Genomic DNA, 21,256 nt, shown 5'->3' with positions numbered 1-21,256 from the left:
TCTACTTTACCCCTGACTTTCCTACCTTACGCACAATGGTCTCGTAATCATAGCGAATACCCTTACCCTTATACGCCTCAGGCAACCGCAGCCTACGAAGTTGCGCTGCGAACTCCCCCACTCTTTCCTTACTTACACCGGAAACAATAACCCTCGTGGAAGACTCAACCCGCACCTCAATACCAGAGGGAATGAGCACTGTAAAGTCATTGGAGTAACCCAATGCCATCACCAGCACCCGCCCTTGAACCTCAGCGCGGTACCCGATACCCGTAATTACCAATGTCTTAGAAAACCCTTCGCTTACCCCAACTACCATATTGCTCAAAAGCTTGCGATACAGCCCATGACATGCACGCGCGCGCTTGGAATCATCACACCGGGCAACAATTGCGTATTCCTGCTCAACACGAACCGTAACCACTGGGAGAAACGCACACGAAAGCACCCCCTTTGGACCCTCGACCTCAACCACCCCAGAAGAGACTCGCACGTGCACACCGCGAGGAATAGACACAGGAACTTTACCAATTCTTGACACTACAGCCCCCTACCAAACTTTGCAAATCAGCTCACCGCCCACACGCTGCTCCCTTGCATGCCTGCCAGTGGTCACCCCTAGAGAGGTAGAAACAATCAAAGTGCCGTACCCGTTATACACACGACGAAGCGTCTTGTACCCCGAGTACACACGGCGGCCCGGAGTAGAAATCCGCTCGATACCGTGAATAACCGACGTTTCGTTATCGTCATACTTAAGAAACACACGAATACAACCGGAACCATCCTCCTCTACTTTCCTGAAGTTCCTGATATATCCTTCCGTTTTCAGTATTTTCACAATCTCAACTTTCAACTTCGAAGAAGGTACATCCACTTTTTCATGTCCCGCACGCGCCGCGTTACGTATCTTCGTGAGCATGTCTGCAACAGGATCCGAAACACCCATACTCTCCCTCCTTTCCTACCAACTCGACTTCGTTACCCCAGGGATTTGACCCTCGCTCGCCAGCTTTCTAAAACACAGGCGGCACAATTGAAATCTCCTCATGTACCCGCGGGGTCGCCCACACACCCCACAGCGGTTGTACCTGCGCGTAGCGTATTTCGGAGTTGCTTTTGCCTTATTGATCATTGCTACTGTCGCCATGAAATCCTCTCTTATTTTCTAAAAGGCATACCGAGCTTCGTAAGAAGAGTACGAGCCTCCTGATCTGTCTGCGCAGATGTCACTACATTGACGTTCAAACCGCTAATTCGCTCGATTTTGTCAAAGTCAATTTCAGGAAAAATAATCTGTTCCGTAATACCCATCGAGTAATTACCATGTCCATCAAACCCACGAGGACTTACCCCACGAAAATCCTTTACACGAGGCAGAGCAACATTGATGAGCCGGTGGAGAAACTCATACATCCTACTACGGCGCAGAGTCACCATCACCCCAATCTCATTGCCTTCACGCAGCTTAAAATTCGCAATACTCTTGCGCGCCCTAGTCTTTACTGCATGCTGGCCACTAATAATACCCAAATCTGCTACTGACGCGTCCAAAAGCTTCCGATTAGCGAGCGCTTCCCCGAGACCCATACTCAACACTATCTTCAACAGCCTAGGAACCTGCATCACCGTCGAGTAACCAAAATCCCGCATCATATCCGGAACAATCTGCTGCACATACCGGACTTTCAGTTCAGGTATGCAAGAATGATCGGTCATAGCACCTCTCCTGTTTTACGACACACCCTCACTTTCTTACCGTTTTCCATCCGATACCCCACGCGCGTAGGCCCCTTCTTGCCCATAATCATAACGTTGGAAATATGAATAGGAGCTTCAACCTCCATGATACCCCCCTCATCCTGAGCACTCTTTCTACGAATCGTCTTTTTGCGCATGTTCAAACCCTGCACCAAAACGCGATCTACGTCGCGGAGCACACGCAGCACTGCACCCCGCTTACCCCGATCTTTGCCGGCAATCACCAATACCATGTCATCCTTGCGAATCTTTACCGTCTTCCCCATCACTTTCCCCTTCACAAAACCTCAGGAGCTAAAGACACGATTTTCGTAAAATCCATATCCCGCAGCTCCCGCGCAACAGGACCAAAAATACGCCTCCCCTTAGGATTTCCATTAGCATCGATAACAACACAGGCATTGTCGTCAAACCGAATATAAGTACCGTCTACGCGACGATACTCCTTAGAAACTCGCACAATGACGGCCTTCTCTACTGACCCTTTCTTAATCGCAGAAGTGGGAAGTGCATCCTTCACTGCCACCACTATGATATCCCCAACACTCGCGTACCGGCGACGGGATCCACCCACCACCTTAATACACTGCACCAACCTGGCTCCAGAATTATCCGCGACGTTCAACCGCGACTGCACCTGAATCATGACACAAATCCCTTACTTCGCTCGTTCAACAATCTCTACCAACCGCCAGCGCTTACGCCTACTCAAAGGACGACTCTCGGCAATACGCACCACATCCCCTGCCCGCGCGGTATTTTCCTCATCATGAGCCTGATACTTTTTGCTCCTCGACACGTACTTCTTATACAACGCGTGCAACTTCTTTGTCGTAATCCGAACCGTAACGGTTTTGTGCATCTTGTCACTGGTCACCAGCCCGACAAGGGTGCGCCGCTCAGGCCTTTTCACCGTACACTGCTCCATCACTCCCGAACCCCTCTCTTTTCTAGTTCAGTCAACTCTTTATGTCGCAAAAAAGTATTAACCACCGCAATTTGACGACGGAGAATCCTTTTCATAAGCTTGTTGTCAACATGCTCAACAACAAGCTGAAAGCGCAGATCCAAGTATTTTCTCTCAAGCTCACGACGCCTCGAAAGAAGCTCAGAATATGATAATTGCGCACACTCACCCCGACCCATCTTACAGCTCCCTTCTAAATTTCCTGTACGCGTTCGGCAAACCGCGTCTTGATTGGAAGTTTACTTCCTGCCAGAAGCATCGCTTGCTCTGCCAACGCCCGTTCTACACCCATTAGTTCAAACAGAACAGTACCTGGCTTTACTACCGCAACCCAATACTCAGGCGACCCCTTTCCTTTTCCCATACGCGTTTCTGCAGGCTTCTTGCTGTATGGCTTATCGGGAAAAACACGAATCCACAACTTACCCCCGCGCTTAATCCTTCGGTTTAACGCTACACGAGCCGCTTCGATTTGTCGGCTCGTCAACCAAAACGGCTCAAGACACACCAGCGCGTACGCACCAAAATCAACCGCATTGCACCGAGTGGCATCCCCCTTCACCCTCCCCCGCTGTACCTTTCGGTACTTTACCCGCTTGGGACTAAGCGCCATACCTCAACCTCTCTCCGCATGCGTACGCTCGTCGCGCACCAACTCGTCAGACCTTTGACCACTCTCCCTGCGCGATCGCCGCAACAGAGAGCCTACATCTTTGCGACACTCATTCCCGTACATCATCCCTGAGTATAGCCACACCTTTACCCCGATACTCCCATAAGTCGTATGTGCCTCGGCAAAACCATAATCAATATCTGCGCGCAGCGTGTGCAGAGGCGTACGCCCCTCTTTTATCTCCTCAGTGCGAGACATCTCAGCACCACCCAAACGCCCCGAAACTCGAATTTTTACCCCTTGAGCACCAGACTTCATCGTCCCCGCACAGGCATGCCGCAAACACTTACGAAAAGAAACACGCGCCGTGAGTTGGCGAGCAACATTCTGCGCAACCAAGTAAGCATTTAACTCCATGCGCTTGATCTCTTTTACCTTGATTTGAACCTTCTTATTCAAACGCTTTTGAACCTCAGCGCCAATCTTTTCTATGTTTACACCCTTTGCTCCAATGACTACTCCAGGGCGCGCGGTGTGCATCACTACCGTCACTCGCTGGGGATGACGGACAATCTCCACCTCGGCAATATCCGCATTTTTGCACTCAGGAAAGGAGCGAATCATGCTACGAATCCTTAAATCCTCATGCAGCAACGCCGCGTACTCCCGAGGACCTGCATACCACCTAGAAGACCATACTTTATTGATCCCCAGTCTCAGACCGATTGGACTAACCTTTTGACCCATCTTTCGTCCTCACACTTTCCTCTACCACAACAGTGATGTGACACATCCGCTTCAACTGAACATCTCCCCGCCCCCGTCCCCGGCACCACAGACGCTTCAAACGAGGCCCCTCATCTATCTGAATGTCACGCACGAACAAGCGCTCTTCATCAAGACGCTTGTCCCGATCAATTGCATTCGAAGCCGCTGACTTCATGACCTTGGAGATTAAACGTGCACCCTTGTGCGGTAAGTGTCCCAAAAGCGCCATCGCGCGCACATACGGCTTGCACTTCACCACATTCGCAACCGGACGCACCTTTGTCGGAGACGCAACCAAAAATTTTGTCTTCGCTCGATACGTGACACGCTCAGTCATCAGTTCACCTACCTTCCCACTTTCTTGTCAGAACCGCTATGCCCACGGAACACACGAGTCGGAGAAAATTCACCCAGCTTATGCCCCACAAACTCCTCCGTAATGTACACTGGGATCCACGACTTGCCATTGTGCACCGAGATAGTGAAGCCCACCATTTCAGGGATAATGGTGGAACAACGCGAATACGACTTGATCACCTTTTTATTTCTCTGATTAGCCGCTTTGTTCATCTCGACAACTCGCTTATACAGCTTTTTATCAACGAAGGGACCTTTCTTCACCGACCTAGACATACCCCCCCCTTACTTTCTCTTTGACACGATAAAGCGATCGGATACCCTGCGCTTCTTGCGCGTCTTGTATCCTCGACACGGCTGCCCCCAGGGAGTTACTGGGTTACGTCCCTTACCACGCCCTTCACCACCACCTAACGGGTGATCCACAGGATTCATAGCCATACCACGAACTGTCGGCCGTACCCCACGCCAACGCGCACGACCTGCCTTCCCCAAAGCCGTGTTCATATGATCCTCATTACCTAATTCACCAATAGTGGCATAGCACCTGCGATGCACCAGACGCGCCTCCCCAGAGGGCAAACGAAGCATCACATAGCCACCGTCCTTTGCCGCAATCACCGCCCTGGTGCCTGCAGAACGCGCGATCTGACCACCCTTACCGATCGTAAGCTCAACGTTATGCACCGTAAAACCAACTGGAATTACCCCGAGTGGCAGCGCGTTCGCGGGTTCTAAAGGGACCTTCTCTCCGCTAACGACCCGCTGCCCCACCTTCAAACCCTTGGGTGCGAGTATATAGCGCTTCTGACCATTCGCGTAAAACACAAGCGCGATGTTCACACTTCGATTCGGGTCATACTCGATAGTCTTTACCGTGCCAGGTATGTCGTGCAAATCACGTTTAAAATCGATATCACGGTACCTCCGCTTATGCCCACCACCACGATGACGCACCGAAATCCTACCCCCAGCACCCCTGCCCGCCTTGGCAGGCTTACCGCGTGTAAGACTCTTTTCGGGCGTGCGCGCGGTAAGCTCCGCACGACACAAATCAACACGCCCCCGCAAGCCCGCCGTCATAGGCCTATACATCTTCAACGCCATCCCCGTCTCCTTCGGTCACCGCTCTGGCACCTTACGCAGCTACCGCAGCTTACCGCTATGCACGCTCAAGAACACCAATTGACTGTCCTGCTGCAACGTGCACGATCGCCTTCTTCCACCCAGACGTCCTACCGGTCCGATGACGAACACGCCTCTTCTTCCCAAAGACATTCATTACCGTACACCGCCTAACCGTTACTCCAAAAAGCTGCGTCACCGCCTGCTTAATCTGAATCTTTGTCGCACGAGCTGCAACACGGAACACGTACTTACCCTGTTGCCGCAGCGCATTCGACTTCTCCGTAAGCACCGGAGCAATCACTACATCAGTATGTTCCATCTTGTGCAGCATCCTTTGACCGATAGAAATCCGCGATCTTATGTACCGCAGTCTCCAAAACCAATACCTTGCGCCCGTAGAAAAGGTCGTGCGCGCGCAAACGGTTGTACGACAAAAAACTGAGCGTTGGAATATTTCTCCCCGCACGCTTCAACAACGCATCATCATTTTGCAAGATGAAAACGGTACGCTCCTTTTGTGCAAAATGACGCAACACCTGTATCAGATCCCTAGTTTTTCCACTTTCGACCGTAAAGTCCTCAATCACTGTCAGCGCATCCCCCTGCGCCTTTAAACTTAGGAGAGACTTCATGGCCAAACGCTTCACCTTCTTCGGGAGGGCATAGTGAAAATCACGCGGCTTAGGACCAAATATAGTACCACCCCCCACTAGAAGTGGAGACTTCTTATCTCCGCGGCGAGCACGACCCGTACCCTTCTGCTTATAGGGCTTGGTATTCGAACCATGCACTTCGGAACGTCCCTTAGTACACGCAGTCCCCAAGCGCTTGTTACTCAACTCACTATTTATCGCGTAATAAATCACACCCCGGTTCACCGAACGCCCAAAGACACTCTCATCAAGCTCAATTGACCGCAGCGCAACACCTTCAACCGAATACACTGTCTTTTCCACTGCGTATACACCCCTATCTTTCACGCTTGACCGCGGTCCGCAGAAACACCGTGGCCTTGTTTCTACCTGGCACCGCACCGCGCACCATCACGACACCCAAACCCACATCAATCCGTTCAATACGCAGATTCTGCACCGTCACCCGCTCAGCCCCCATACGTCCCGGCATTTTTACGTTTTTAAACGTACGGCCAGGACTCGTACACTGCCCGGTGGAACCCGCTTCACGATGAAACTTCGATCCGTGAGAAGAGCGACCTCCGCTGAAACCCCACCGCTTCACTACTCCCTGAAATCCTTTTCCTTTTGAGAGAGCACACACATCAAGATAACGCACGGACTCCAATACACGCACATCGAGCACTTGCCCAACCGAAACGTCCAACGTAAAGCCCCGAAACTCCCTCATGACCCTCACCGGCGGTATCCGCTCAGCGAACTGTCCAGCATACGGCTTTGAGATATGACTTTTCTTCATGCACCCTGTGCCAAGTATCACTGCAGAGTAACCGAAGCGCTCCACATCCTTCAGTCCTACCACCACGTTGTGCTCCACCCGAATCACCGTCACCGGCGTAACACAACCCCGTGCGTCAAAAATCTGGGTCATACCAACTTTCTGGCCGATTAAACCAACCATCACCTACCTCTTCCGTATCGCAACGCACAGACAAAACACACACGCCTCACTGCTTTATCCGCACATCCACTCCTGCAGAAAGCTCTAAACCCATAAGCGCATTCATCACTTCCTGAGAAGGCTCGATGATATCAATCAGCCGCTTGTGCGTACGCATCTCAAACTGTTCCCTCGACTTTTTGTTCACATGAGGGGAGCGCAAGACCGTAAACTTGTGCATCCTAGTCGGAAGCGGAATAGGTCCGAGCACCTCAGCACCCGCCTTCTGCACCGCGTGCACGATCGCGCGCGAACTTTGATCCACTAGCTCCACGTCAAATCCGCACAGTTTTACCCGAATTCTCTCCCTGGCCATAACCCCTCCATCAGCCTAAAACCGCACCCACCTTGCAAAATAACTCCAAACACACTCCGCGCCGCAAACGCCTACAACAAAATCTCTGTCACCTGACCAGAAGCAATAGTGCGCCCCCCTTCACGAATCGCAAGCTTCAGACCCTTGTCCATAGCTATCGGGTGGATGAGCTCACCTATAATCTTGGTGTTATCCCCCGGCTTCACCATGTCCACCCCTTCAGGAAGAGAAATCGTACCGGTGATGTCAGTAGTTCTAAAATAAAACTGCGGACGATAACCTTGAAAAAAAGGACTGTGACGGCCACCCTCTTCCTTAGAGAGCACGTAGATCTGCGCCTCAAACTTGGTGTGTGGCTTAATAGAACCGGGCTTAGAAAGCACCTGACCGCGCTCAACCTCTTTTTTATCCACCCCGCGCAAAAGCAGCCCCACGTTATCACCTGCAATTCCCTGATCAAGCAGCTTATTAAACATCTCAATGCCAGTAACCACTGTTTTCTTAGTGGGCTTAATCCCGACGATCTCGACCTCTTCATTCAGACTAATTACCCCACATTCGATGCGCCCCGTGACAACGGTACCACGCCCAGAAATAGTGTACACATCCTCGATAGAGAGCAAGAAAGGTCTTGCGTCGTCACGCACTGGGTCTTCAAAGTAGGAATCCATGGCCGCAAGCAGTTCCTCAATACAAGCTGCATCCTCCGGGGAAGCGCCATCCTGCAGAGCTTTAAACGCAGACCCCTTGACGATAGGCGTCTCACGCGAAAACCCATATCCAGCAAGCGCATCACGCACCTCTTCCTCCACCAGCTCTAGCAACTCAGGATCATCAACCAAATCAACCTTGTTCAAAAAAACAATGATGGAGGGAACACCAACCTGACGGGCGAGCAGAAGATGCTCCTTCGTCTGTGGCATAACGCCGTCAGGCGCAGACACGACGAGAATACCACCGTCCATCTGCGCAGCACCCGTGATCATATTCTTCACATAGTCCGCGTGCCCAGGACAATCAATATGCGCGTAATGACGACGATCGGACTGATACTCAAGATGACGCGTGTTAATGGTGATCCCGCGCGCTTTCTCTTCAGGCGCATTGTCAATCTCGTCGTATTTTAGTTGCTTATCACCGAACTTCTTTGCACAGTACGAGGTGATCGCCGCAGAGAGCGTTGTCTTCCCGTGATCGACGTGCCCAATAGTACCCACGTTCATGTGAACTTTAGTGCGCGCGAACTTTTCCTTGGCCATGAAAATCCTCCTCAAAAGATCTGTGGCACAGATACGGCGGACCCCGCACGCCCGCACGCAACAAGGAGGCACAAAAAAGCGAAATGAAGGATCGACAGCGCTACAACCAAACGGGCCTCTCAGGCACCGCGCACAACCAGCGCGGGATCCAAGCGCATTGCGCGCGCTTGAAAGGGGACCCACCTGAACACCATCAAACCAACATTTGATGACTGGTTTGGCATCCTCTTGCGTCCCACCGCGGGCGCGCAAGTCCGGTATTTTGCGGCCGATGGTAATAGGACAAACGCAGGCTGTCAAGCTCTTCCAAAGGAAATATACCCGAATTCAAATAGTACACGGCGTACCCATTCTCACGACCACTCACGTGCGCGCAAGTTCTGCAAACGCCTCTCGCAAAAAACTGTCCAGAAATACCCGTGCCTGCGCACTCAAACGCAATGACGTCGCCGTCCATTGCATTCGGCCATGACACTGCCACCGCGCGATTGTTTTGCCAATGTACGCTTCAATTCCCTTCCCGAACCGCGCACGAAATGTAACCACATCCAGTCCCTGTTCAAGACGTAATCCCATTAACAATGCTTCTTGCACACACATATGTTCTGTAAGGAATTCGTGCTCATACACATTTTCCCGACACACTTCTGCTAAGTACTGGCCAAGATGTTTCCGCACCGTGCTGCGAATCGCCCACACCCCCTCCTTTGATAAAGAAAGGTTGACAAAACGCGTGCCAACTGCGCCAGGCCCCACCCCTGCGTGCGGTGCCATCCGCCAATATGCTCTGTTGTGCGCGCTCTCGTCCGCCGCAGTACGTGCAAAATTCGAAAGCTCATACCGGTTAAATCCTGCACGCACCAGATACGCGCTGCCGTGTGCCCAAAGCGCTGCAATTCGCTCCTCTTGCGTTTCAGTCGGATGCGGTACACACAACCCATATAGCGACACGTGTCTCAGCCCAAAAGACAAAAGCTCATCTATATCCTCACGCACCATTCGCGCCGTTTGCCCGCGCAATCCAGCGATGAGGTCTGCTGAAATACGCACCCCGCCAGAGAAAAAGCGCGCATTTGCCGTCATCACGCGGAGCGCGGTACGAGCACATTCAGCAGAAGCTGCACGACGCTCCGCACGCAACACCTCATCACGCAGACTTTGTACCCCAAGGGATAAACGGTTTACTCCGCCTTCCGCACACGCACACAAGAACTCTTCGGTCACATCCTCAGGATTCACCTCAAGAGTGAACTCCTGAATCGGATACCGCTGCGCGGCGCGTAACGCTACGCAAAAACGACGAATGTCCTGCGGTGCCAATAGCGAAGGGGTACCTCCACCCATATACACTGTCTGCCACCCCTGGACCCCAAAGCACTCCCGCTGCAATGCCACATCCTGTAGCAGCCGATCGATAAAATGCGGACAAGGCTGATGAGGCCTAAAATAGGTTGAACGCACCAGGGAGTAAAAATCGCAGTAAGCACAGCGTTGCGCACAAAAGGGGATGTGCACGTACAAAGACGCACCGACCTCAGAAGACATGATAAAAGGAACAGCACGATGCGCAGCACGCACCACAAATGCGGCGCCTACACACTACAAGACACCAAATGCTCCGAAAGGGAAATAACGCATGAATGCCTTTGCTTTTATCTGCGTACTACCGTCGATGGCACCCCACAGACGAGAATCGCTGGAGACAATTCGATTATCGCACAGCACGAAGTAGGAGTGCTCGTCCAATTGCATCTCTTCCATGAAACCAGAAAAGGGAAGCCGTTCAGACCAATGCTCAGGAAGCACCCCCTTACGCACGTCGTAGCTAACTGCACTCACCTCAAATTCCGTGAGGAAGTGTTGCTGACCGTGGGGCTTAACGTACAGCACAAAATCGCGCATATAGACAGTGTCCCCTGGAAGGCCCACCACCCTGCGCATTTGCGGCCGCGAAAACATGCGATCTGCCGCGCCAAACGGCCGGTACAATTGAAGGCTTACGAAGCCTAACACAGCATTCATCGCCCTTTTAAACAGGCCTATATCCTCTTTCTCAAGAGGAGTTGCAAGCACCAAATCCCCCCGCTTGATGCGGGCAAAGCGAAACAGGGACGAGGCAAGAACGCAATCCCCTGCGCTCAGGGTCGGCTGCATCGAGTCCGCCTGAATGCGATACGCTGCAACCACATGCGTAGTGATAAAAAGATAGAACAGAAAGAAGCCCACCCCAGCACTACAAACTGCGGTCGCATTTCGCCGTGCTTCGCGCCGCGCCAAATATGAGTACCTTCTCCACCGCGCAAACATAAAACGGCGTCCCTCCCAGACGCGGCAGCCTAACACGGTGATAATCGAATTGACAAGGGAAGTGCCTATCCGGTAGCATCCGGCGCCATGAGGGGCACAGGAACCCATCTCATTGCAAAGAACCGCAAGGCTTTTTTCAATTACCATGTGGAAGACCGTCTAGAGTGTGGCATCGCGCTTGAAGGCACGGAGGTGAAGTCTGTGCGCGCGGGGCATCTTTCCTTTCCTGACGCATTTGCAGAGATGTGCGGAGGCGAGCTGTGGCTAAAGAATGTGCATATTGCGGAGTACGTGCATGCTTGTTCCTTTGCTCCCAATCCGGATCGGATGCGGAAGTTACTGGCACATCGGGACCAGATTGCGCGCTTGAAGCGCAAGGTTGAAGAGAAAGGCTATACTCTGGTCCCCCTGGAGTTTTACCTGAAAGCAGGGCGGGTGAAGGTAGCGCTGGGAATCTGCAAGGGCAAGAAGCTTTTTGACAAGCGCGCGCAGATCAAAGCCCGCGACAACGCACGGGAGCTGTCCCGCAGCCTCTGTGAGCGACACCACTAGTCTCATGGAAAAAGGTATCCGTTCTTCTCGGTTGCTTATCCTGTTCGTGCTGTTCGCGCATGCTGTTCACGCAGCTCCTCGTGTTGGCGTCTACAGGCTGGAAGTGTCTGGTGTGCCTGCGCACACAGAAACCACCATCAACGACGCGCTCTTTTCTTTCATCCGGGAATTGCGTGGGTATCACGTTGTAGATTGCAGAGAGCAAGCGGTGCCGCACCGTTTTCCCGAAAAAGGGAGTCTTGACTATATATTTTGCGGCGCGATGAACCTCACCCCTGAGGGGATTAGACTGGCTGTTGCACTCAAGGGTAAAGATCACAACGCCACGCGGCTACTCTCCAAAACATATGAGACGGCAGCGCGCATTCTGCTTGACTCGCGCCACCTGGTCCGAGATGTGTTTGACCGTTCCGTCCCGCTGACAGGGAATCAGACAAAGACGTCTGGCATGCGGCACACGCGCGCAGGTGAAGAATCCATTTCGTCCCTAGATGCCCTCGCCGGTTCCTGGCACAGCACAGAGGAAGAGGAAAGAATCGTCATCGTGAGCGAAGGCCGCGGCATCGCGGTGTTGCGCTCCGGACTTTCCGTTCCCCTCAAGCTGAAAATTTCAGACGGAGTGCTCGTGGTGTCACAGAAGGGGGCAGTCAATGCGCGACAGTTTTCTCATTTCCCCCCTGAGATCGCTCAGAAGCTCGCGCAGGAGGCGCGTCCGCTCCAGTGGAGGTTCACAAAGATCTCAGGAAACAACCGGCTTTCAGGCGTCAGAACCGCCCCTGTCGTGCGGGGCGCAGGGCACACCGCTTCTGTTGAGTATGAAGAGGTGCCTGAGGAGTGGGTCCGCAACTGACCTCATTCTTTACGTACTTCCCCCACATGAGGGAGGGAAGGAGAGTCACGCCTTTCCAGTCCTGCAAGAGGCAACGGCGCCGCACCAGCGCGGAGCACACGCGGCACAGGGTGCGTGAGGTCTATCACCGCGCTTGGGGAGCCGGTCAGTGGTCCTGCGTCTACGGTCAGCGCAAGATGCTTTCCAAAGATGTGGTCGATGTCCTGTGCATCTTGCAGCGGCGGCTTGCCGTGCCGATTTGCACTCGTGGAAAAGATCGCTCCCCCAACTGCCCGTATCACTGAGCGCAGCCACAGGTCAGCAGGACAGCGGAACGCCTGCGTCGCGCCGTCTTGCATGCGCAGCACAAACGTATACGGACCAGGCCACAGCGCACGAAACTCCGCAGGAAGCCGCGTCCCGGTATAGATAACCACGTCCTGCGGATCTGCAAGCAGTGCAATGAACGGATAGCCCTCTCTCCGGTTCCCTTCCGTCTCTGTGCACCCACGCGCCTTCAGACATATGAGATCCGGAACAGCGTGTGGCACAAGGCCAGAGAAACCGTACACCGTATCTGTCGGCAACGCTACGAGCGCACCGGCTTTGAGCGCACGCGCAGCAGCGTGCGCAGACTGCGCCTCATGTTTTAAAATACGCACGCGCGCTACCCCACAGCAGCTGTAACAGGACGACAAAGAAGCCGACGCACAGCGCGTACACCTTGCAACGCGTGTCGCTAAAACATGCAGGTGCAACAAGCGGACGTGCATCCCCAGAATCAAGGGTATGCATGTGCGCAACGGTAAAGTTTACCGGCCTCACTAACACATCCCCCGCGCGGACATATCCTAGCTGACGCGCATACGCACCGATAGTCTCTTCGTCAAAGGATAGAGCGTCCACCACCGCAGCCAAGTCGCGCCCACGCTCTGCGAGCGTCTGGATGTGATGGACGAGCTCCTTTTTCTCACGTTCCAGTAGCCGCATGGCACACACCCCCCGCTCTCCCCAGAAAAAGGCGAGTACACCGTAGCTGTTCAGCGCAAGAGACAGGGGAAGTACTACCCTCAAGTAAACGCGCATAGAGTCCTCACCGCTTCCTCTGGCTGCGTGTCTGCACTGTCTTCCACATCTTCACCCCTGTTTTTGTCCGTACCCCCCCCCCGCCAGGAGGTAATGACACAGGCATTGCAGGTGCCTTCCGCACCCGCGCGTTGCCGTCATTTACGGCGTAAGAACGGGGTGCTTTTACGAATTGTTGAAAAAACGGACCGCACACGCTATGCTCATGCTTTGCGGCACGGCTGCCGACACAGGATGCGTGAGGGAGTTCACGGCACAGAGGAAGATGCTATGGGATCAGAGTCAGCAGAAATGGACAGTCCACGCGCAACTGCACGCCCTCAGGAGCAGGGGGAAGACCGTGCCTGGGATGCGTGTGGCGTGTGGGTAAAGGTACCGCCGGAAGCGCAGGAGCCACCCGTCAGCTCAGGTGGCCCAGAGGATCCAGAGGCGCCTGCCCAACACGCTCCCCCGGGTGCGCGCGTGGATGCGGTGCGGCACCATGTGTACCGTGCGCTTCCTGTGCAGTCCTCTGCAGAGGGTTCTCGTGGCTTTGTTGACCTCTCCGTGGAGGACGAGGTGCTCGCTCGCGGGTGCAGCCACGCTCCGGGTGGCGAGTCCTCCTCCGACCAGGCGGCAGATGCGCCAGTCGGAGATGCCGCTTACTCGGAGGTGCCGTCGTTCGACGATTTGGTTACACGCACCGCGCAGTCTCAGGACGACAGAGTTGATCTATCGGCAGCGATGAGCTCCGTTGTGACCGAAGAGCCGCCAGAGCCGCGCGGGTGCAGCATGCCCTGCCCCAGCGGGTCGTGCGACACCACAGAGTTCGACGACTTGCTCTCGAGTTTGAGCCACGACGCACCGGAATACCCGGTCGATTCCGACCCTATCACTTACTCTGCTTCGGAGCCTTCTTCGGAAGGACCGGTACGCGGCGCCCCATTCAGTGATGTGGACGCAGTTGCGCAGTCCCTCATGGGTGATGCCCAGGTGGCCGCGCAGGGGGCGCAGGCCAGTACCTCAGGCGATGCTTCCACCGATTTGCTTCTGAAAATTGCGCAGGAAATCAGCAGTATCCGCGCTGATCTGGACCAGCTGAAGGGTACCTTCTCCCAGCAAGCTGGCGCCGAGCCTGCTCAGGCTCCCGCCACCGCTCCGGCTCCGGAAGGAACAGAGGCTGCCTACTCCGGGTTTTTCTGTGACGATGATCCAGACGAGACGATTGCGCTTACCAACGATGAGCTGAACAATATCCTCATCACCTCTGAGTTTACCGAGGAAGATGGGAAAGACTCTGCGGCCGACGCATTTGGTGGTGAACTCAGTGGTTTTGAGTCCTCTCACATCGAGTCCGCTGCAGGCGATTTCAGCTACCTAGAGGAGGACGACCACGCTGCAGCGCGCGTCGCGCAGGAGCAGTGGGTGCAACAGGGGCGTGCTACCCTTGGAAACGAAGTTTTCGATGTGAAAGAGCAGGGGGCTCACGCGGATCGTGACGCTGCGGCCGGTCCGTCTCCTGTTGCCAAAGATGACGCATCGCCTGAGGCTCAACGGGCGCACGTTTCCTCCACCGGCCTCGATGCAGCCGGTGCCGAGCAGCCCCTCAATACTGAAAATGTCTTCGACGACGAGGACACCCAGCGCGAAGATGCATCGTTCCCACTGCCAGAAGAGCAGGAGTTGAACGTCTCCGTTCCCTCGCTAGAGTTTTCTGCTCCCCACGCGGTTGAAACCGCCGCCTCTGAGTCTTCGGAGGTTGCCACGCCGGTGGCAATCGGGTCCCCGCCCCAATCGGAAGCGGCCCGTCCTGCGCAGGGGGATTCTGCCAACCTTGCACCTCCCCTCTCAAAGAGCCTTGCCGACGAGGTGCGCTCTGTGCTCGGGTATATGGACCGGCTGCTCGAAAGTCTGCCCGAGGAGAAGATCGAGGAGTTTGCGCGATCGGAGTATTTCCACACGTACAAACACCTCTTTGACGAGCTAGGGATTTCCTAATGGGTCTTATCGCGCGCGCTTCCTGCATCCGGCGTAGCTCGGGTGTCTCCTGCGAGTACTACCGCCTGGAACTGCAGTTCGTACAGCTGGTTGAATCTCTCGGAATTCCCCGCGCGGGTTTTCTCTTTCTCACTGAAGAGCGCATGTTTGACCTGCGTTTCCCCTTCGGGATTGACACCACCACGTTTTACCGTATGCGTGTTCCCACCTCCCTCCTTTCGCCCGGCCTGCCTGCGGAGCAGTGGACGACCCTGTTCAGGCAGGAACTTACCGAATTGCAGGGTTACTTCTCTTCCCATCTATTCAGCACGCTGCGTGCGCTCCATTTGTATCCGTTTTCCGCTGGAAGCGTGCGCGTATACCTGGTGCTCTTTGATACCCGAACCGACGTCGAGGAAGGTGCCCTCGCTGCAGACCTTCACGGTGATGCATCAGGCGAGGAGCGCGTGCGTTCCTTTATCCTTGCCGTACAGGCGCGCTTCTCGTTTATCGAGGCGAGTAGGCCCGTGTATCCGCGACAGCCGGAGTTGGCACCGAGCTGCTCCCAGCTCGAGTTCGCCCTGAACAATCAGCGGATGGCAAACCTGTTCACTATCAGCATCAACCAGAGTGCGTTGCCCCCCGCCGTTCTTCAGGAAGAACTGAGTATGGTACGCCGCTGCTGTGCGCTGAGCAACCAGCTATTGACGCTCGTAGGGAACGACAACCTTGCCTCATGCGTCGCTTCCCGGGAGCTGCGCGTTGTGGTCTTCTCTTCCTTTCCCGTCGATCCTGAGCTGTACCTAAACCAACTTACCCGTGGCGTCAGCGCGTACTTTGTTAACCACGCGGAGAATTCACTTCTCATCACAAGCAGTGGAACTACTCGCGCGCAGACGGACGTCCTCCGTTTCTTGCAGTACGAAACCGGGGAGACGTGTCGCTGAACCTCCACTCAAAATATAACCCAAGAAGGGAGGCGGAGCGTTTTGTCGCTGCGATCCTAGAAGGTCGCCGCATTGTGGTAATAACAGAGCCGGGTGAGTCGTACACCGCGGAGTTTTTGCGGGCACGCTTTCCACATGCAAAGCTTATCGCAGTTCGATACACAAACGATGCGTTCACTTCATCCGATATCCAGTGGGACGCAGTCTGGAGACCAGACTGCGGCAGTTTGCATTCTTTCTTAATTAATCATATCCCTGACGAATTGCTCGGGCAAACCGCGTTTGTTCCCTGGGAGCCAGCAAACCGAATATGGCGCGCACAAGCTCAGTCCACATGGCAAGAAATCACCTATACCATCAAAATAATTCAGAGTGAAATCGCCACGCGCATATACTTCGGAAAACGTTGGTTACTGAATACACTGAGAAATGTATTTTTTCTTGAGCGCCCGGTACGGGTGTGCCTGACCGCACCGGAAGTGTTGTGTGTGGCTGCAGGTTTCGGACTCGAGCAAATCACCCGAGTCGGACTTCCCATAGTTGCGGTCTCCTCAGCACTGCAGGCACTTCTCTACCGCAATATTTCTCCTGATATCTGCATGAGCACGGACGGCAGTTTTTGGGCCGCAGAGCATTTTCCGCCAGCGCCTACCCTTCCGGTGTTGTTTCCCTTAGAAGCGTGCATTCCTCCACGTGTGTTTAAATACTCTCCAATTTCTTTGCTCAACTACCATTCGCATACAGAACACTTCTTTCTGCAACACCTGCACATCCCCTCGGTTTCTGCACAAAGACATGGGAGTGTCATGGGGACTGCACTCGAATATCTTTTACAGTGTGGGGTACATTCTATTTATTTGGCCGGACTCGATTTGCACCCAGGAAAGGGATTCCAACACGCACGTCCACATGCTTCCTTCAAACGTTTTAATCCCAAGAGAACTGAGCCACTTGCGACCTGCATTGCAGGAAATTTTGACAATCGCTCACTAGAAACATACGCACACTGGTTTTACAGTCTCCCACAAGAGAAAACCCAGAAACTTACACGGCTAAATACAGAACACGCACCACCTTCCAATGTACGTACCATCACGTATGAAGATTTCTCCCAACACGCCTTCGCCAAAAAGGATACATTCACCTTTTCAGATGGGCCGCCGATTTCGCGCATCCACAAAAAGGCAGTACTCCGCCACTACTTTGAACGCATCGCACGCAGTGCACACCATGCACGTATCGCATCCAGTATAGCCAGCTCCGGCATAGAAAAAGAGGCATTTGAGTTTCTTGCATACGCTGAGCTACTTCACCTGAGAAAAAACCCTTCTCAGGGAACACAAACTCTCATTCACAAGGTGCGCCATGAAATCGTTCAACTTAGGAACAAGCTCAACATATGACTAATGTGTTTAAAAAAAACATCCGAGCGCTCAGAATGCGCTATCAGGATATCGCCTTGACACTGGAGCGCACCCATTCTAACGGAATATACGCCGGCACATTGACTGCACACACAGGAGAAAACATTCCCTTCTTTAGGAACAATCGGACACTCCACTCAAGATACAACCCATGGATAGAAGCAGAAAGAACTCTGCCTGCGCAGCCATGCTTCATTCTTTTTTGTGGCATCGGGGCAGGTATCCACATCAGTGTTTTCTTAGAAAAATTTCGTCACGCATGCTGCGCGGTATGTGAATTTGATTACGCGAGTTTCCGTGCACTCCTGGAGCAGGTGGACCTCACGCATATTATCGTCCAAGAACGCGTCCACTTTCTTCATCCGCTCACCCACGGTAGTGCATCACAAGAAATTGCACAGTGTTACATGCCCATCATCCATGGCAATTTTTTTGTTCACTATCTACAACCCTGGAAGGCATTTTTTCCCACAAGCGAACAAAAGATTGCTGAGCTTACCAGCCAAGCAATGAAAATCATCCGTGCCGACTTTTCAGTCCAAGTGCACTTTGGAAAGCTTTGGATGAGAAACGCATTACTCAATCTAAGGTATGCACAGATATTCACACCAAAGCTACCGAACATCAATACACAAACTGAGGCGATCATATTAGGTGCAGGGCCAAGTCTTGAAAAAGGTATTGAAAAAATACGTTCACATAGGGATGTGTATACTATTTTTGCATGCGATACTGCTTTTCCCGTGTGTTGCACAGGCGGTCTTATGCCAGATTTTTTTATCAGCATTGATCCGCAATACATCTCGTATGCACACACTATGTGTTCATTCCCTTCACAGGTAACTGCAATATTCGACATATGCGCGTGTCCATGCGCAGTACGCAGTTTTTATTTGAATGGTAATTCACTTATTTTCACCGGAGGAGGTCACCCTTTTAGTGTATACGCAAATCGTTTTTCTTCCCTACCTTTTTTAGAAACTAGTTCGGGAACGGTGGCTGGCGCCGCCTATTCGGTGGCTTCCTTTCTAGGGTTTACCCGTATCACTTCTGTTGGAACAGACTTTTCCTACACCAACGGAAAGCCGTATGCACGAGGGACATATCTTTCTAAACAGTTCGAACAGAAAATACTGCGCATATCGCCGCTTGAAACACAGTTCTGTAATCTGATGTTTCGCACCCCGACAAGACAGGACAACACACAAGGAGGAATTACCTACTCAAACGAAATACTCGACCAATATAAAAGAAATTTCGATCAAATTACGCCAGGTGCACGCCCATGGCATGCAGCAGATTTTCGCGCATTTCCCTACAAACAATTTATTAATTTTTTCCACGCACAACTGAGAAGCAAACACGCCGCGGCACTCCTCGCCATGCTACCCTTTATAACATGGTACAAAACGAAGCGTACACCGCAGGCACCTATCTTTCGAATCCTAGAACTTGTACTGGAGGATGTACTCCGCTATACTGGGTGCAATGAGTAGGACGTGCGTGCGCGCCTATGCCGTTTTTGCTATCGCTATCATGGTCTTAACGGTGGCTTGGTTCGCCTTCTCTATTTCACAAGCGATTCAAAGAAATACCGTCGGGGCGCAACAGCGCTTTGCACAAGTGATCAGGCGGATTGCACCGCGCGTGACATCCAAAAGGCAGTTGACAGATGCAGAGGCGGATTTTATCCAGAATTTGTGTAAAAATGATGGCCTTATCATGGCGCTGAATATTTTTTCTAACCGGGTGCAGTTGTTCTCCTGGACGTACGACGACCTCATGTTCGTTGCTGTTGGGGGAAGTGAGTTAGTACCGAGAAGTAGCTCTTTTTTCATAAAAATCTTTTCGGGAAGAGTGCCTTATCAAGCCAAAGACGAATGCTTGTCGTTTACCGCAGCGTTGAGGGTACTCACTCCCGCGAATATCTTTTCTAGGGGTTGCGTGGTCTTTCTGGTTATGCTCACCCTCACCATATCAAGCATGGTCTTTTTGGTTATTGAGTATCTGAGCGTGCGCCGATTCCAGTGCGCACAGGGGGACGCGCGCCCTCGTCCTGCTGGACCTCAAGGTACTGCGAGCGCTTCTCGGACAGACGAGGCCCAGGTGCCGCCCGGTACACCGCCTGAGTGTCAGTGTCCGTCTTTTGAAACTCATGGGCAGGACCTTGCTTCTAAGGAAAGCGTGAGCGACCTCGAAGGTTTACATTTGTACAACCATTCTGACGAGGAGCTTTTTTCCATACATGACTCAGTGTTCCAGGAACATACAGGGGGGGAGGGCCGGATGTCTTCCTCTTCCGGTGAGGAAGGGTGCGGGCAGACGTTGCTTCCCGTTCATGAAAAAAAGAGCACCTATGGTCTTTTCAATCCCTTAACCGGGGTCGGTTGGCGGGCCTATCTGGAGGAAAGGCTTGAGGCAGAATTAGGACGCGCCACCGCTTCCGAACAAGACCTAACGCTAATGATAGTACAGGTGGAGCACCCCGCGCACCAGACAGCCGTTGCGGACACAGCGAAAAAGCTCGTGGAGTTCTTCAAATTTCGGGATATGCTCTTTGAATTCGAGGGTACTTGCTGCTTCGCGGGTATCGTACAAGACGCAAGCCTCGAAGAGGCGATGGTACTCGCGAGGGATATACACAAGGAGCTGTGCGGCGCCATTGAGAGCGCACGCGTCCTTATCGGCATCGCGACGCGTACGTCCAGACTAACTACCGCGGCCCACTTAATTGAGGAGGCGCACGCGTCGGTGAAGAGGGCGCGAGAAGACCCCGCACACCCCATCATCGCTTTCGAGGCCCACCACCAGTGTGGGCGCCCGTATCGGTCTTCAGCTTATAGGGATGTCCCGGACCGGTCTACCTGCTAATAATGGCTTCCTTCTCGCCGCGCCGCGCACTCTGCAGAAGCGCAGCACCCAACCTCCTGAAACTCTGGGAAGAAACAGTTGCACCGGTGACCACATCCACCATCTCGGGATTACCCTTTTCAAGCAAAGCATCGGCGAGCTCTCTGAAGGCCTTTTCAGGACCTATGCCCGAGGATGCATACATGACCCGATGGTAGTCAGCGTCCTGGGACTTAAATCGCCCTTCTTTATGCTGATAATCGTAAACCACCTGCACCATCTTGCCACCATCAAAAGTAACCTCGAGAAAGTCCTTCCAACCATTCTCATCAAAATCCTGATACGTCGCCCGGTACGTGCCATTCGGGATAGAACTAAATGAACACGCCCCAAGCAACACCGCAAGACACAGCGCGAACGCGCCACCTCTTTTCACCATAAAACCCCCAAGTGCCGCAGTATAACAACTGGGTATACACCTACACAAGCCCCCACAGCATC

At 53.2% G+C, this 21,256-nt stretch carries 30 protein-coding genes; 7 read left to right on the top strand and 23 right to left on the bottom strand.

Going from position 1 to position 21,256, the window contains the following annotated elements; all coding sequences use genetic code 11:
* Position 1 precedes the first annotated feature (1 nt).
* From rplF to lepB, 20 genes are all read right to left on the bottom strand, one after another.
* A complete protein-coding gene (rplF, locus tag TPCCA_RS01010) occupies positions 2 to 541 on the bottom strand; it encodes a 50S ribosomal protein L6 (protein ID WP_013944888.1) in 540 nt (179 codons plus the stop codon).
* Between the two features lie 9 nt (positions 542 to 550).
* Positions 551 to 949 carry a 30S ribosomal protein S8 gene (gene rpsH / locus TPCCA_RS01005; RefSeq protein WP_013944887.1) on the bottom strand — a complete coding sequence of 133 codons (399 nt, stop codon included), beginning with the start codon at positions 947 to 949 and terminating at the stop codon, positions 551 to 553.
* 15 nt (positions 950 to 964) lie between these two features.
* Entirely contained in the window at positions 965 to 1,150 is a 186-nt protein-coding gene (locus TPCCA_RS05220; protein ID WP_010881649.1) for a type Z 30S ribosomal protein S14, read from the bottom strand.
* Between the two features lie 11 nt (positions 1,151 to 1,161).
* Entirely contained in the window at positions 1,162 to 1,719 is a 558-nt protein-coding gene (rplE, locus tag TPCCA_RS01000) for a 50S ribosomal protein L5 (RefSeq protein WP_013944885.1), read from the bottom strand.
* The gene (gene rplX / locus TPCCA_RS00995; RefSeq protein WP_010881647.1) at positions 1,716 to 2,027 is read right to left on the bottom strand and encodes a 50S ribosomal protein L24; all 312 of its coding nucleotides are present in this window, start codon (positions 2,025 to 2,027) and stop codon (positions 1,716 to 1,718) included. The genes rplE and rplX overlap by 4 nt, the downstream gene beginning before the upstream one ends.
* A gap of 11 nt (positions 2,028 to 2,038) precedes the next feature.
* Complete coding sequence (rplN, locus tag TPCCA_RS00990) at positions 2,039 to 2,407, bottom strand: 50S ribosomal protein L14 (RefSeq protein ID WP_013944884.1); 369 nt, start codon at positions 2,405 to 2,407, stop codon at positions 2,039 to 2,041.
* Between the two features lie 12 nt (positions 2,408 to 2,419).
* Positions 2,420 to 2,674: a 30S ribosomal protein S17 gene (gene rpsQ / locus TPCCA_RS00985; RefSeq protein WP_010881645.1), complete on the bottom strand. Its 255-nt coding sequence runs from the start codon at positions 2,672 to 2,674 to the stop codon at positions 2,420 to 2,422.
* Positions 2,675 to 2,688: 14 nt separating this feature from the next.
* Positions 2,689 to 2,907, bottom strand: coding sequence for a 50S ribosomal protein L29 (gene rpmC / locus TPCCA_RS00980; RefSeq protein ID WP_013944883.1), 219 nt, complete (start codon positions 2,905 to 2,907; stop codon positions 2,689 to 2,691).
* A gap of 14 nt (positions 2,908 to 2,921) precedes the next feature.
* Entirely contained in the window at positions 2,922 to 3,341 is a 420-nt protein-coding gene (gene rplP / locus TPCCA_RS00975; protein WP_010881643.1) for a 50S ribosomal protein L16, read from the bottom strand.
* A 3-nt stretch (positions 3,342 to 3,344) separates the two neighbouring features.
* On the bottom strand, positions 3,345 to 4,088 hold the full coding sequence (rpsC, locus tag TPCCA_RS00970) for a 30S ribosomal protein S3 (protein ID WP_013944882.1): 744 nt from the start codon (positions 4,086 to 4,088) through the stop codon (positions 3,345 to 3,347).
* The gene (rplV, locus tag TPCCA_RS00965; RefSeq protein ID WP_010881641.1) at positions 4,072 to 4,446 is read right to left on the bottom strand and encodes a 50S ribosomal protein L22; all 375 of its coding nucleotides are present in this window, start codon (positions 4,444 to 4,446) and stop codon (positions 4,072 to 4,074) included. The genes rpsC and rplV overlap by 17 nt, the downstream gene beginning before the upstream one ends.
* An 8-nt stretch (positions 4,447 to 4,454) precedes the next feature.
* On the bottom strand, positions 4,455 to 4,742 hold the full coding sequence (gene rpsS / locus TPCCA_RS00960) for a 30S ribosomal protein S19 (protein WP_010881640.1): 288 nt from the start codon (positions 4,740 to 4,742) through the stop codon (positions 4,455 to 4,457).
* A 9-nt stretch (positions 4,743 to 4,751) separates the two neighbouring features.
* Positions 4,752 to 5,573 (bottom strand): 50S ribosomal protein L2, encoded by an 822-nt coding sequence (gene rplB, locus TPCCA_RS00955; protein ID WP_013944881.1) that lies wholly within the window; start codon positions 5,571 to 5,573, stop codon positions 4,752 to 4,754.
* Positions 5,574 to 5,628: 55 nt separating this feature from the next.
* The gene (locus TPCCA_RS00950) at positions 5,629 to 5,913 is read right to left on the bottom strand and encodes a 50S ribosomal protein L23 (protein ID WP_010881638.1); all 285 of its coding nucleotides are present in this window, start codon (positions 5,911 to 5,913) and stop codon (positions 5,629 to 5,631) included.
* Positions 5,900 to 6,550, bottom strand: a complete 651-nt coding sequence (gene rplD / locus TPCCA_RS00945) for a 50S ribosomal protein L4 (RefSeq protein ID WP_013944880.1) — start codon at positions 6,548 to 6,550, stop codon at positions 5,900 to 5,902. Before rplD ends, TPCCA_RS00950 begins: the two co-directional genes overlap by 14 nt.
* Before the next feature lie 13 nt (positions 6,551 to 6,563).
* Positions 6,564 to 7,190: a 50S ribosomal protein L3 gene (rplC, locus tag TPCCA_RS00940; protein ID WP_013944879.1), complete on the bottom strand. Its 627-nt coding sequence runs from the start codon at positions 7,188 to 7,190 to the stop codon at positions 6,564 to 6,566.
* Between the two features lie 46 nt (positions 7,191 to 7,236).
* Entirely contained in the window at positions 7,237 to 7,545 is a 309-nt protein-coding gene (gene rpsJ, locus TPCCA_RS00935) for a 30S ribosomal protein S10 (RefSeq protein WP_010881635.1), read from the bottom strand.
* A 71-nt stretch (positions 7,546 to 7,616) separates the two neighbouring features.
* Complete coding sequence (gene tuf / locus TPCCA_RS00930) at positions 7,617 to 8,804, bottom strand: elongation factor Tu (RefSeq protein WP_010881634.1); 1,188 nt, start codon at positions 8,802 to 8,804, stop codon at positions 7,617 to 7,619.
* Between the two features lie 363 nt (positions 8,805 to 9,167).
* On the bottom strand, positions 9,168 to 10,385 hold the full coding sequence (locus TPCCA_RS00925; protein ID WP_013944877.1) for a coproporphyrinogen-III oxidase family protein: 1,218 nt from the start codon (positions 10,383 to 10,385) through the stop codon (positions 9,168 to 9,170).
* Between the two features lie 18 nt (positions 10,386 to 10,403).
* The gene (lepB, locus tag TPCCA_RS00920) at positions 10,404 to 11,030 is read right to left on the bottom strand and encodes a signal peptidase I (RefSeq protein ID WP_245522158.1); all 627 of its coding nucleotides are present in this window, start codon (positions 11,028 to 11,030) and stop codon (positions 10,404 to 10,406) included.
* Between the two features lie 168 nt (positions 11,031 to 11,198).
* On the opposite strand from lepB, the gene smpB reads away from it, so the two are divergent.
* Both smpB and TPCCA_RS00910 read left to right on the top strand, forming a co-directional pair.
* Entirely contained in the window at positions 11,199 to 11,663 is a 465-nt protein-coding gene (gene smpB / locus TPCCA_RS00915; protein ID WP_013944875.1) for an SsrA-binding protein, read from the top strand.
* 4 nt (positions 11,664 to 11,667) lie between these two features.
* The gene (locus TPCCA_RS00910; protein ID WP_013944874.1) at positions 11,668 to 12,513 is read left to right on the top strand and encodes a TP0183 family DNA metabolism protein; all 846 of its coding nucleotides are present in this window, start codon (positions 11,668 to 11,670) and stop codon (positions 12,511 to 12,513) included.
* 2 nt (positions 12,514 to 12,515) lie between these two features.
* On the opposite strand, the gene TPCCA_RS00905 is transcribed toward TPCCA_RS00910, so the two are convergent.
* Positions 12,516 to 13,154 carry an L-threonylcarbamoyladenylate synthase gene (locus TPCCA_RS00905; protein ID WP_013944873.1) on the bottom strand — a complete coding sequence of 213 codons (639 nt, stop codon included), beginning with the start codon at positions 13,152 to 13,154 and terminating at the stop codon, positions 12,516 to 12,518.
* The gene (locus TPCCA_RS00900; RefSeq protein ID WP_013944872.1) at positions 13,135 to 13,578 is read right to left on the bottom strand and encodes a septum formation initiator family protein; all 444 of its coding nucleotides are present in this window, start codon (positions 13,576 to 13,578) and stop codon (positions 13,135 to 13,137) included. Before TPCCA_RS00900 ends, TPCCA_RS00905 begins: the two co-directional genes overlap by 20 nt.
* A gap of 27 nt (positions 13,579 to 13,605) precedes the next feature.
* Here TPCCA_RS00900 and TPCCA_RS00895 point away from each other — a divergent pair, with 27 nt between their 5' ends.
* Genes TPCCA_RS00895 through TPCCA_RS00875 form a run of 5 tightly spaced genes read left to right on the top strand, consistent with a single transcriptional unit; the run spans position 13,606 to position 20,776 of the window.
* On the top strand, positions 13,606 to 15,555 hold the full coding sequence (locus tag TPCCA_RS00895; RefSeq protein WP_013944871.1) for a hypothetical protein: 1,950 nt from the start codon (positions 13,606 to 13,608) through the stop codon (positions 15,553 to 15,555).
* Complete coding sequence (locus TPCCA_RS00890) at positions 15,555 to 16,481, top strand: YkoF family thiamine-binding protein (RefSeq protein ID WP_013944870.1); 927 nt, start codon at positions 15,555 to 15,557, stop codon at positions 16,479 to 16,481. The genes TPCCA_RS00895 and TPCCA_RS00890 overlap by 1 nt, the downstream gene beginning before the upstream one ends.
* Positions 16,472 to 17,884 carry a 6-hydroxymethylpterin diphosphokinase MptE-like protein gene (locus TPCCA_RS00885; protein WP_013944869.1) on the top strand — a complete coding sequence of 471 codons (1,413 nt, stop codon included), beginning with the start codon at positions 16,472 to 16,474 and terminating at the stop codon, positions 17,882 to 17,884. The genes TPCCA_RS00890 and TPCCA_RS00885 overlap by 10 nt, the downstream gene beginning before the upstream one ends.
* The gene (locus tag TPCCA_RS00880; RefSeq protein WP_013944868.1) at positions 17,881 to 19,401 is read left to right on the top strand and encodes a motility associated factor glycosyltransferase family protein; all 1,521 of its coding nucleotides are present in this window, start codon (positions 17,881 to 17,883) and stop codon (positions 19,399 to 19,401) included. The genes TPCCA_RS00885 and TPCCA_RS00880 overlap by 4 nt, the downstream gene beginning before the upstream one ends.
* On the top strand, positions 19,394 to 20,776 hold the full coding sequence (locus TPCCA_RS00875) for a GGDEF domain-containing protein (protein WP_013944867.1): 1,383 nt from the start codon (positions 19,394 to 19,396) through the stop codon (positions 20,774 to 20,776). The genes TPCCA_RS00880 and TPCCA_RS00875 overlap by 8 nt, the downstream gene beginning before the upstream one ends.
* Here TPCCA_RS00875 and TPCCA_RS00870 read toward each other — a convergent pair.
* Positions 20,766 to 21,194 (bottom strand): FMN-binding protein, encoded by a 429-nt coding sequence (locus TPCCA_RS00870; RefSeq protein ID WP_010881618.1) that lies wholly within the window; start codon positions 21,192 to 21,194, stop codon positions 20,766 to 20,768. The genes TPCCA_RS00875 and TPCCA_RS00870 overlap by 11 nt on opposite strands.
* Between the last annotated feature and the right edge of the window lie 62 nt (positions 21,195 to 21,256).

Origin of the sequence: Treponema paraluiscuniculi Cuniculi A (genome assembly GCF_000217655.1) — a bacterium.
In the GTDB taxonomy this organism is placed as follows: domain Bacteria; phylum Spirochaetota; class Spirochaetia; order Treponematales; family Treponemataceae; genus Treponema; species Treponema pallidum.
This window is presented reverse-complemented; position numbering and strand designations above follow the sequence as displayed.

Excerpts from the sequence above, each read along its gene's own strand:
- rpsH (WP_013944887.1), bottom strand. The coding sequence starts at position 949 with ATGGGTGTTTCGGATCCTGTTGCAGACATGCTCACGAAGATACGTAAC.
- TPCCA_RS05220 (WP_010881649.1), bottom strand. The coding sequence starts at position 1,150 with ATGGCGACAGTAGCAATGATCAATAAGGCAAAAGCAACTCCGAAATAC.
- rplE (WP_013944885.1), bottom strand. The coding sequence starts at position 1,719 with ATGACCGATCATTCTTGCATACCTGAACTGAAAGTCCGGTATGTGCAG.
- rplX (WP_010881647.1), bottom strand. The coding sequence starts at position 2,027 with ATGGGGAAGACGGTAAAGATTCGCAAGGATGACATGGTATTGGTGATT.
- rplN (WP_013944884.1), bottom strand. The coding sequence starts at position 2,407 with ATGATTCAGGTGCAGTCGCGGTTGAACGTCGCGGATAATTCTGGAGCC.
- rpmC (WP_013944883.1), bottom strand. The coding sequence starts at position 2,907 with ATGGGTCGGGGTGAGTGTGCGCAATTATCATATTCTGAGCTTCTTTCG.
- rplP (WP_010881643.1), bottom strand. The coding sequence starts at position 3,341 with ATGGCGCTTAGTCCCAAGCGGGTAAAGTACCGAAAGGTACAGCGGGGG.
- rpsC (WP_013944882.1), bottom strand. The coding sequence starts at position 4,088 with ATGGGTCAAAAGGTTAGTCCAATCGGTCTGAGACTGGGGATCAATAAA.
- rplV (WP_010881641.1), bottom strand. The coding sequence starts at position 4,446 with ATGACTGAGCGTGTCACGTATCGAGCGAAGACAAAATTTTTGGTTGCG.
- rpsS (WP_010881640.1), bottom strand. The coding sequence starts at position 4,742 with ATGTCTAGGTCGGTGAAGAAAGGTCCCTTCGTTGATAAAAAGCTGTAT.
- rplB (WP_013944881.1), bottom strand. The coding sequence starts at position 5,573 with ATGGCGTTGAAGATGTATAGGCCTATGACGGCGGGCTTGCGGGGGCGT.
- TPCCA_RS00950 (WP_010881638.1), bottom strand. The coding sequence starts at position 5,913 with ATGGAACATACTGATGTAGTGATTGCTCCGGTGCTTACGGAGAAGTCG.
- rplC (WP_013944879.1), bottom strand. The coding sequence starts at position 7,190 with ATGGTTGGTTTAATCGGCCAGAAAGTTGGTATGACCCAGATTTTTGAC.
- rpsJ (WP_010881635.1), bottom strand. The coding sequence starts at position 7,545 with ATGGCCAGGGAGAGAATTCGGGTAAAACTGTGCGGATTTGACGTGGAG.
- tuf (WP_010881634.1), bottom strand. The coding sequence starts at position 8,804 with ATGGCCAAGGAAAAGTTCGCGCGCACTAAAGTTCACATGAACGTGGGT.
- smpB (WP_013944875.1), top strand. The coding sequence starts at position 11,199 with ATGAGGGGCACAGGAACCCATCTCATTGCAAAGAACCGCAAGGCTTTT.
- TPCCA_RS00910 (WP_013944874.1), top strand. The coding sequence starts at position 11,668 with ATGGAAAAAGGTATCCGTTCTTCTCGGTTGCTTATCCTGTTCGTGCTG.
- TPCCA_RS00900 (WP_013944872.1), bottom strand. The coding sequence starts at position 13,578 with ATGCGCGTTTACTTGAGGGTAGTACTTCCCCTGTCTCTTGCGCTGAAC.
- TPCCA_RS00890 (WP_013944870.1), top strand. The coding sequence starts at position 15,555 with ATGGGTCTTATCGCGCGCGCTTCCTGCATCCGGCGTAGCTCGGGTGTC.
- TPCCA_RS00880 (WP_013944868.1), top strand. The coding sequence starts at position 17,881 with ATGACTAATGTGTTTAAAAAAAACATCCGAGCGCTCAGAATGCGCTAT.
- TPCCA_RS00875 (WP_013944867.1), top strand. The coding sequence starts at position 19,394 with ATGAGTAGGACGTGCGTGCGCGCCTATGCCGTTTTTGCTATCGCTATC.
- TPCCA_RS00870 (WP_010881618.1), bottom strand. The coding sequence starts at position 21,194 with ATGGTGAAAAGAGGTGGCGCGTTCGCGCTGTGTCTTGCGGTGTTGCTT.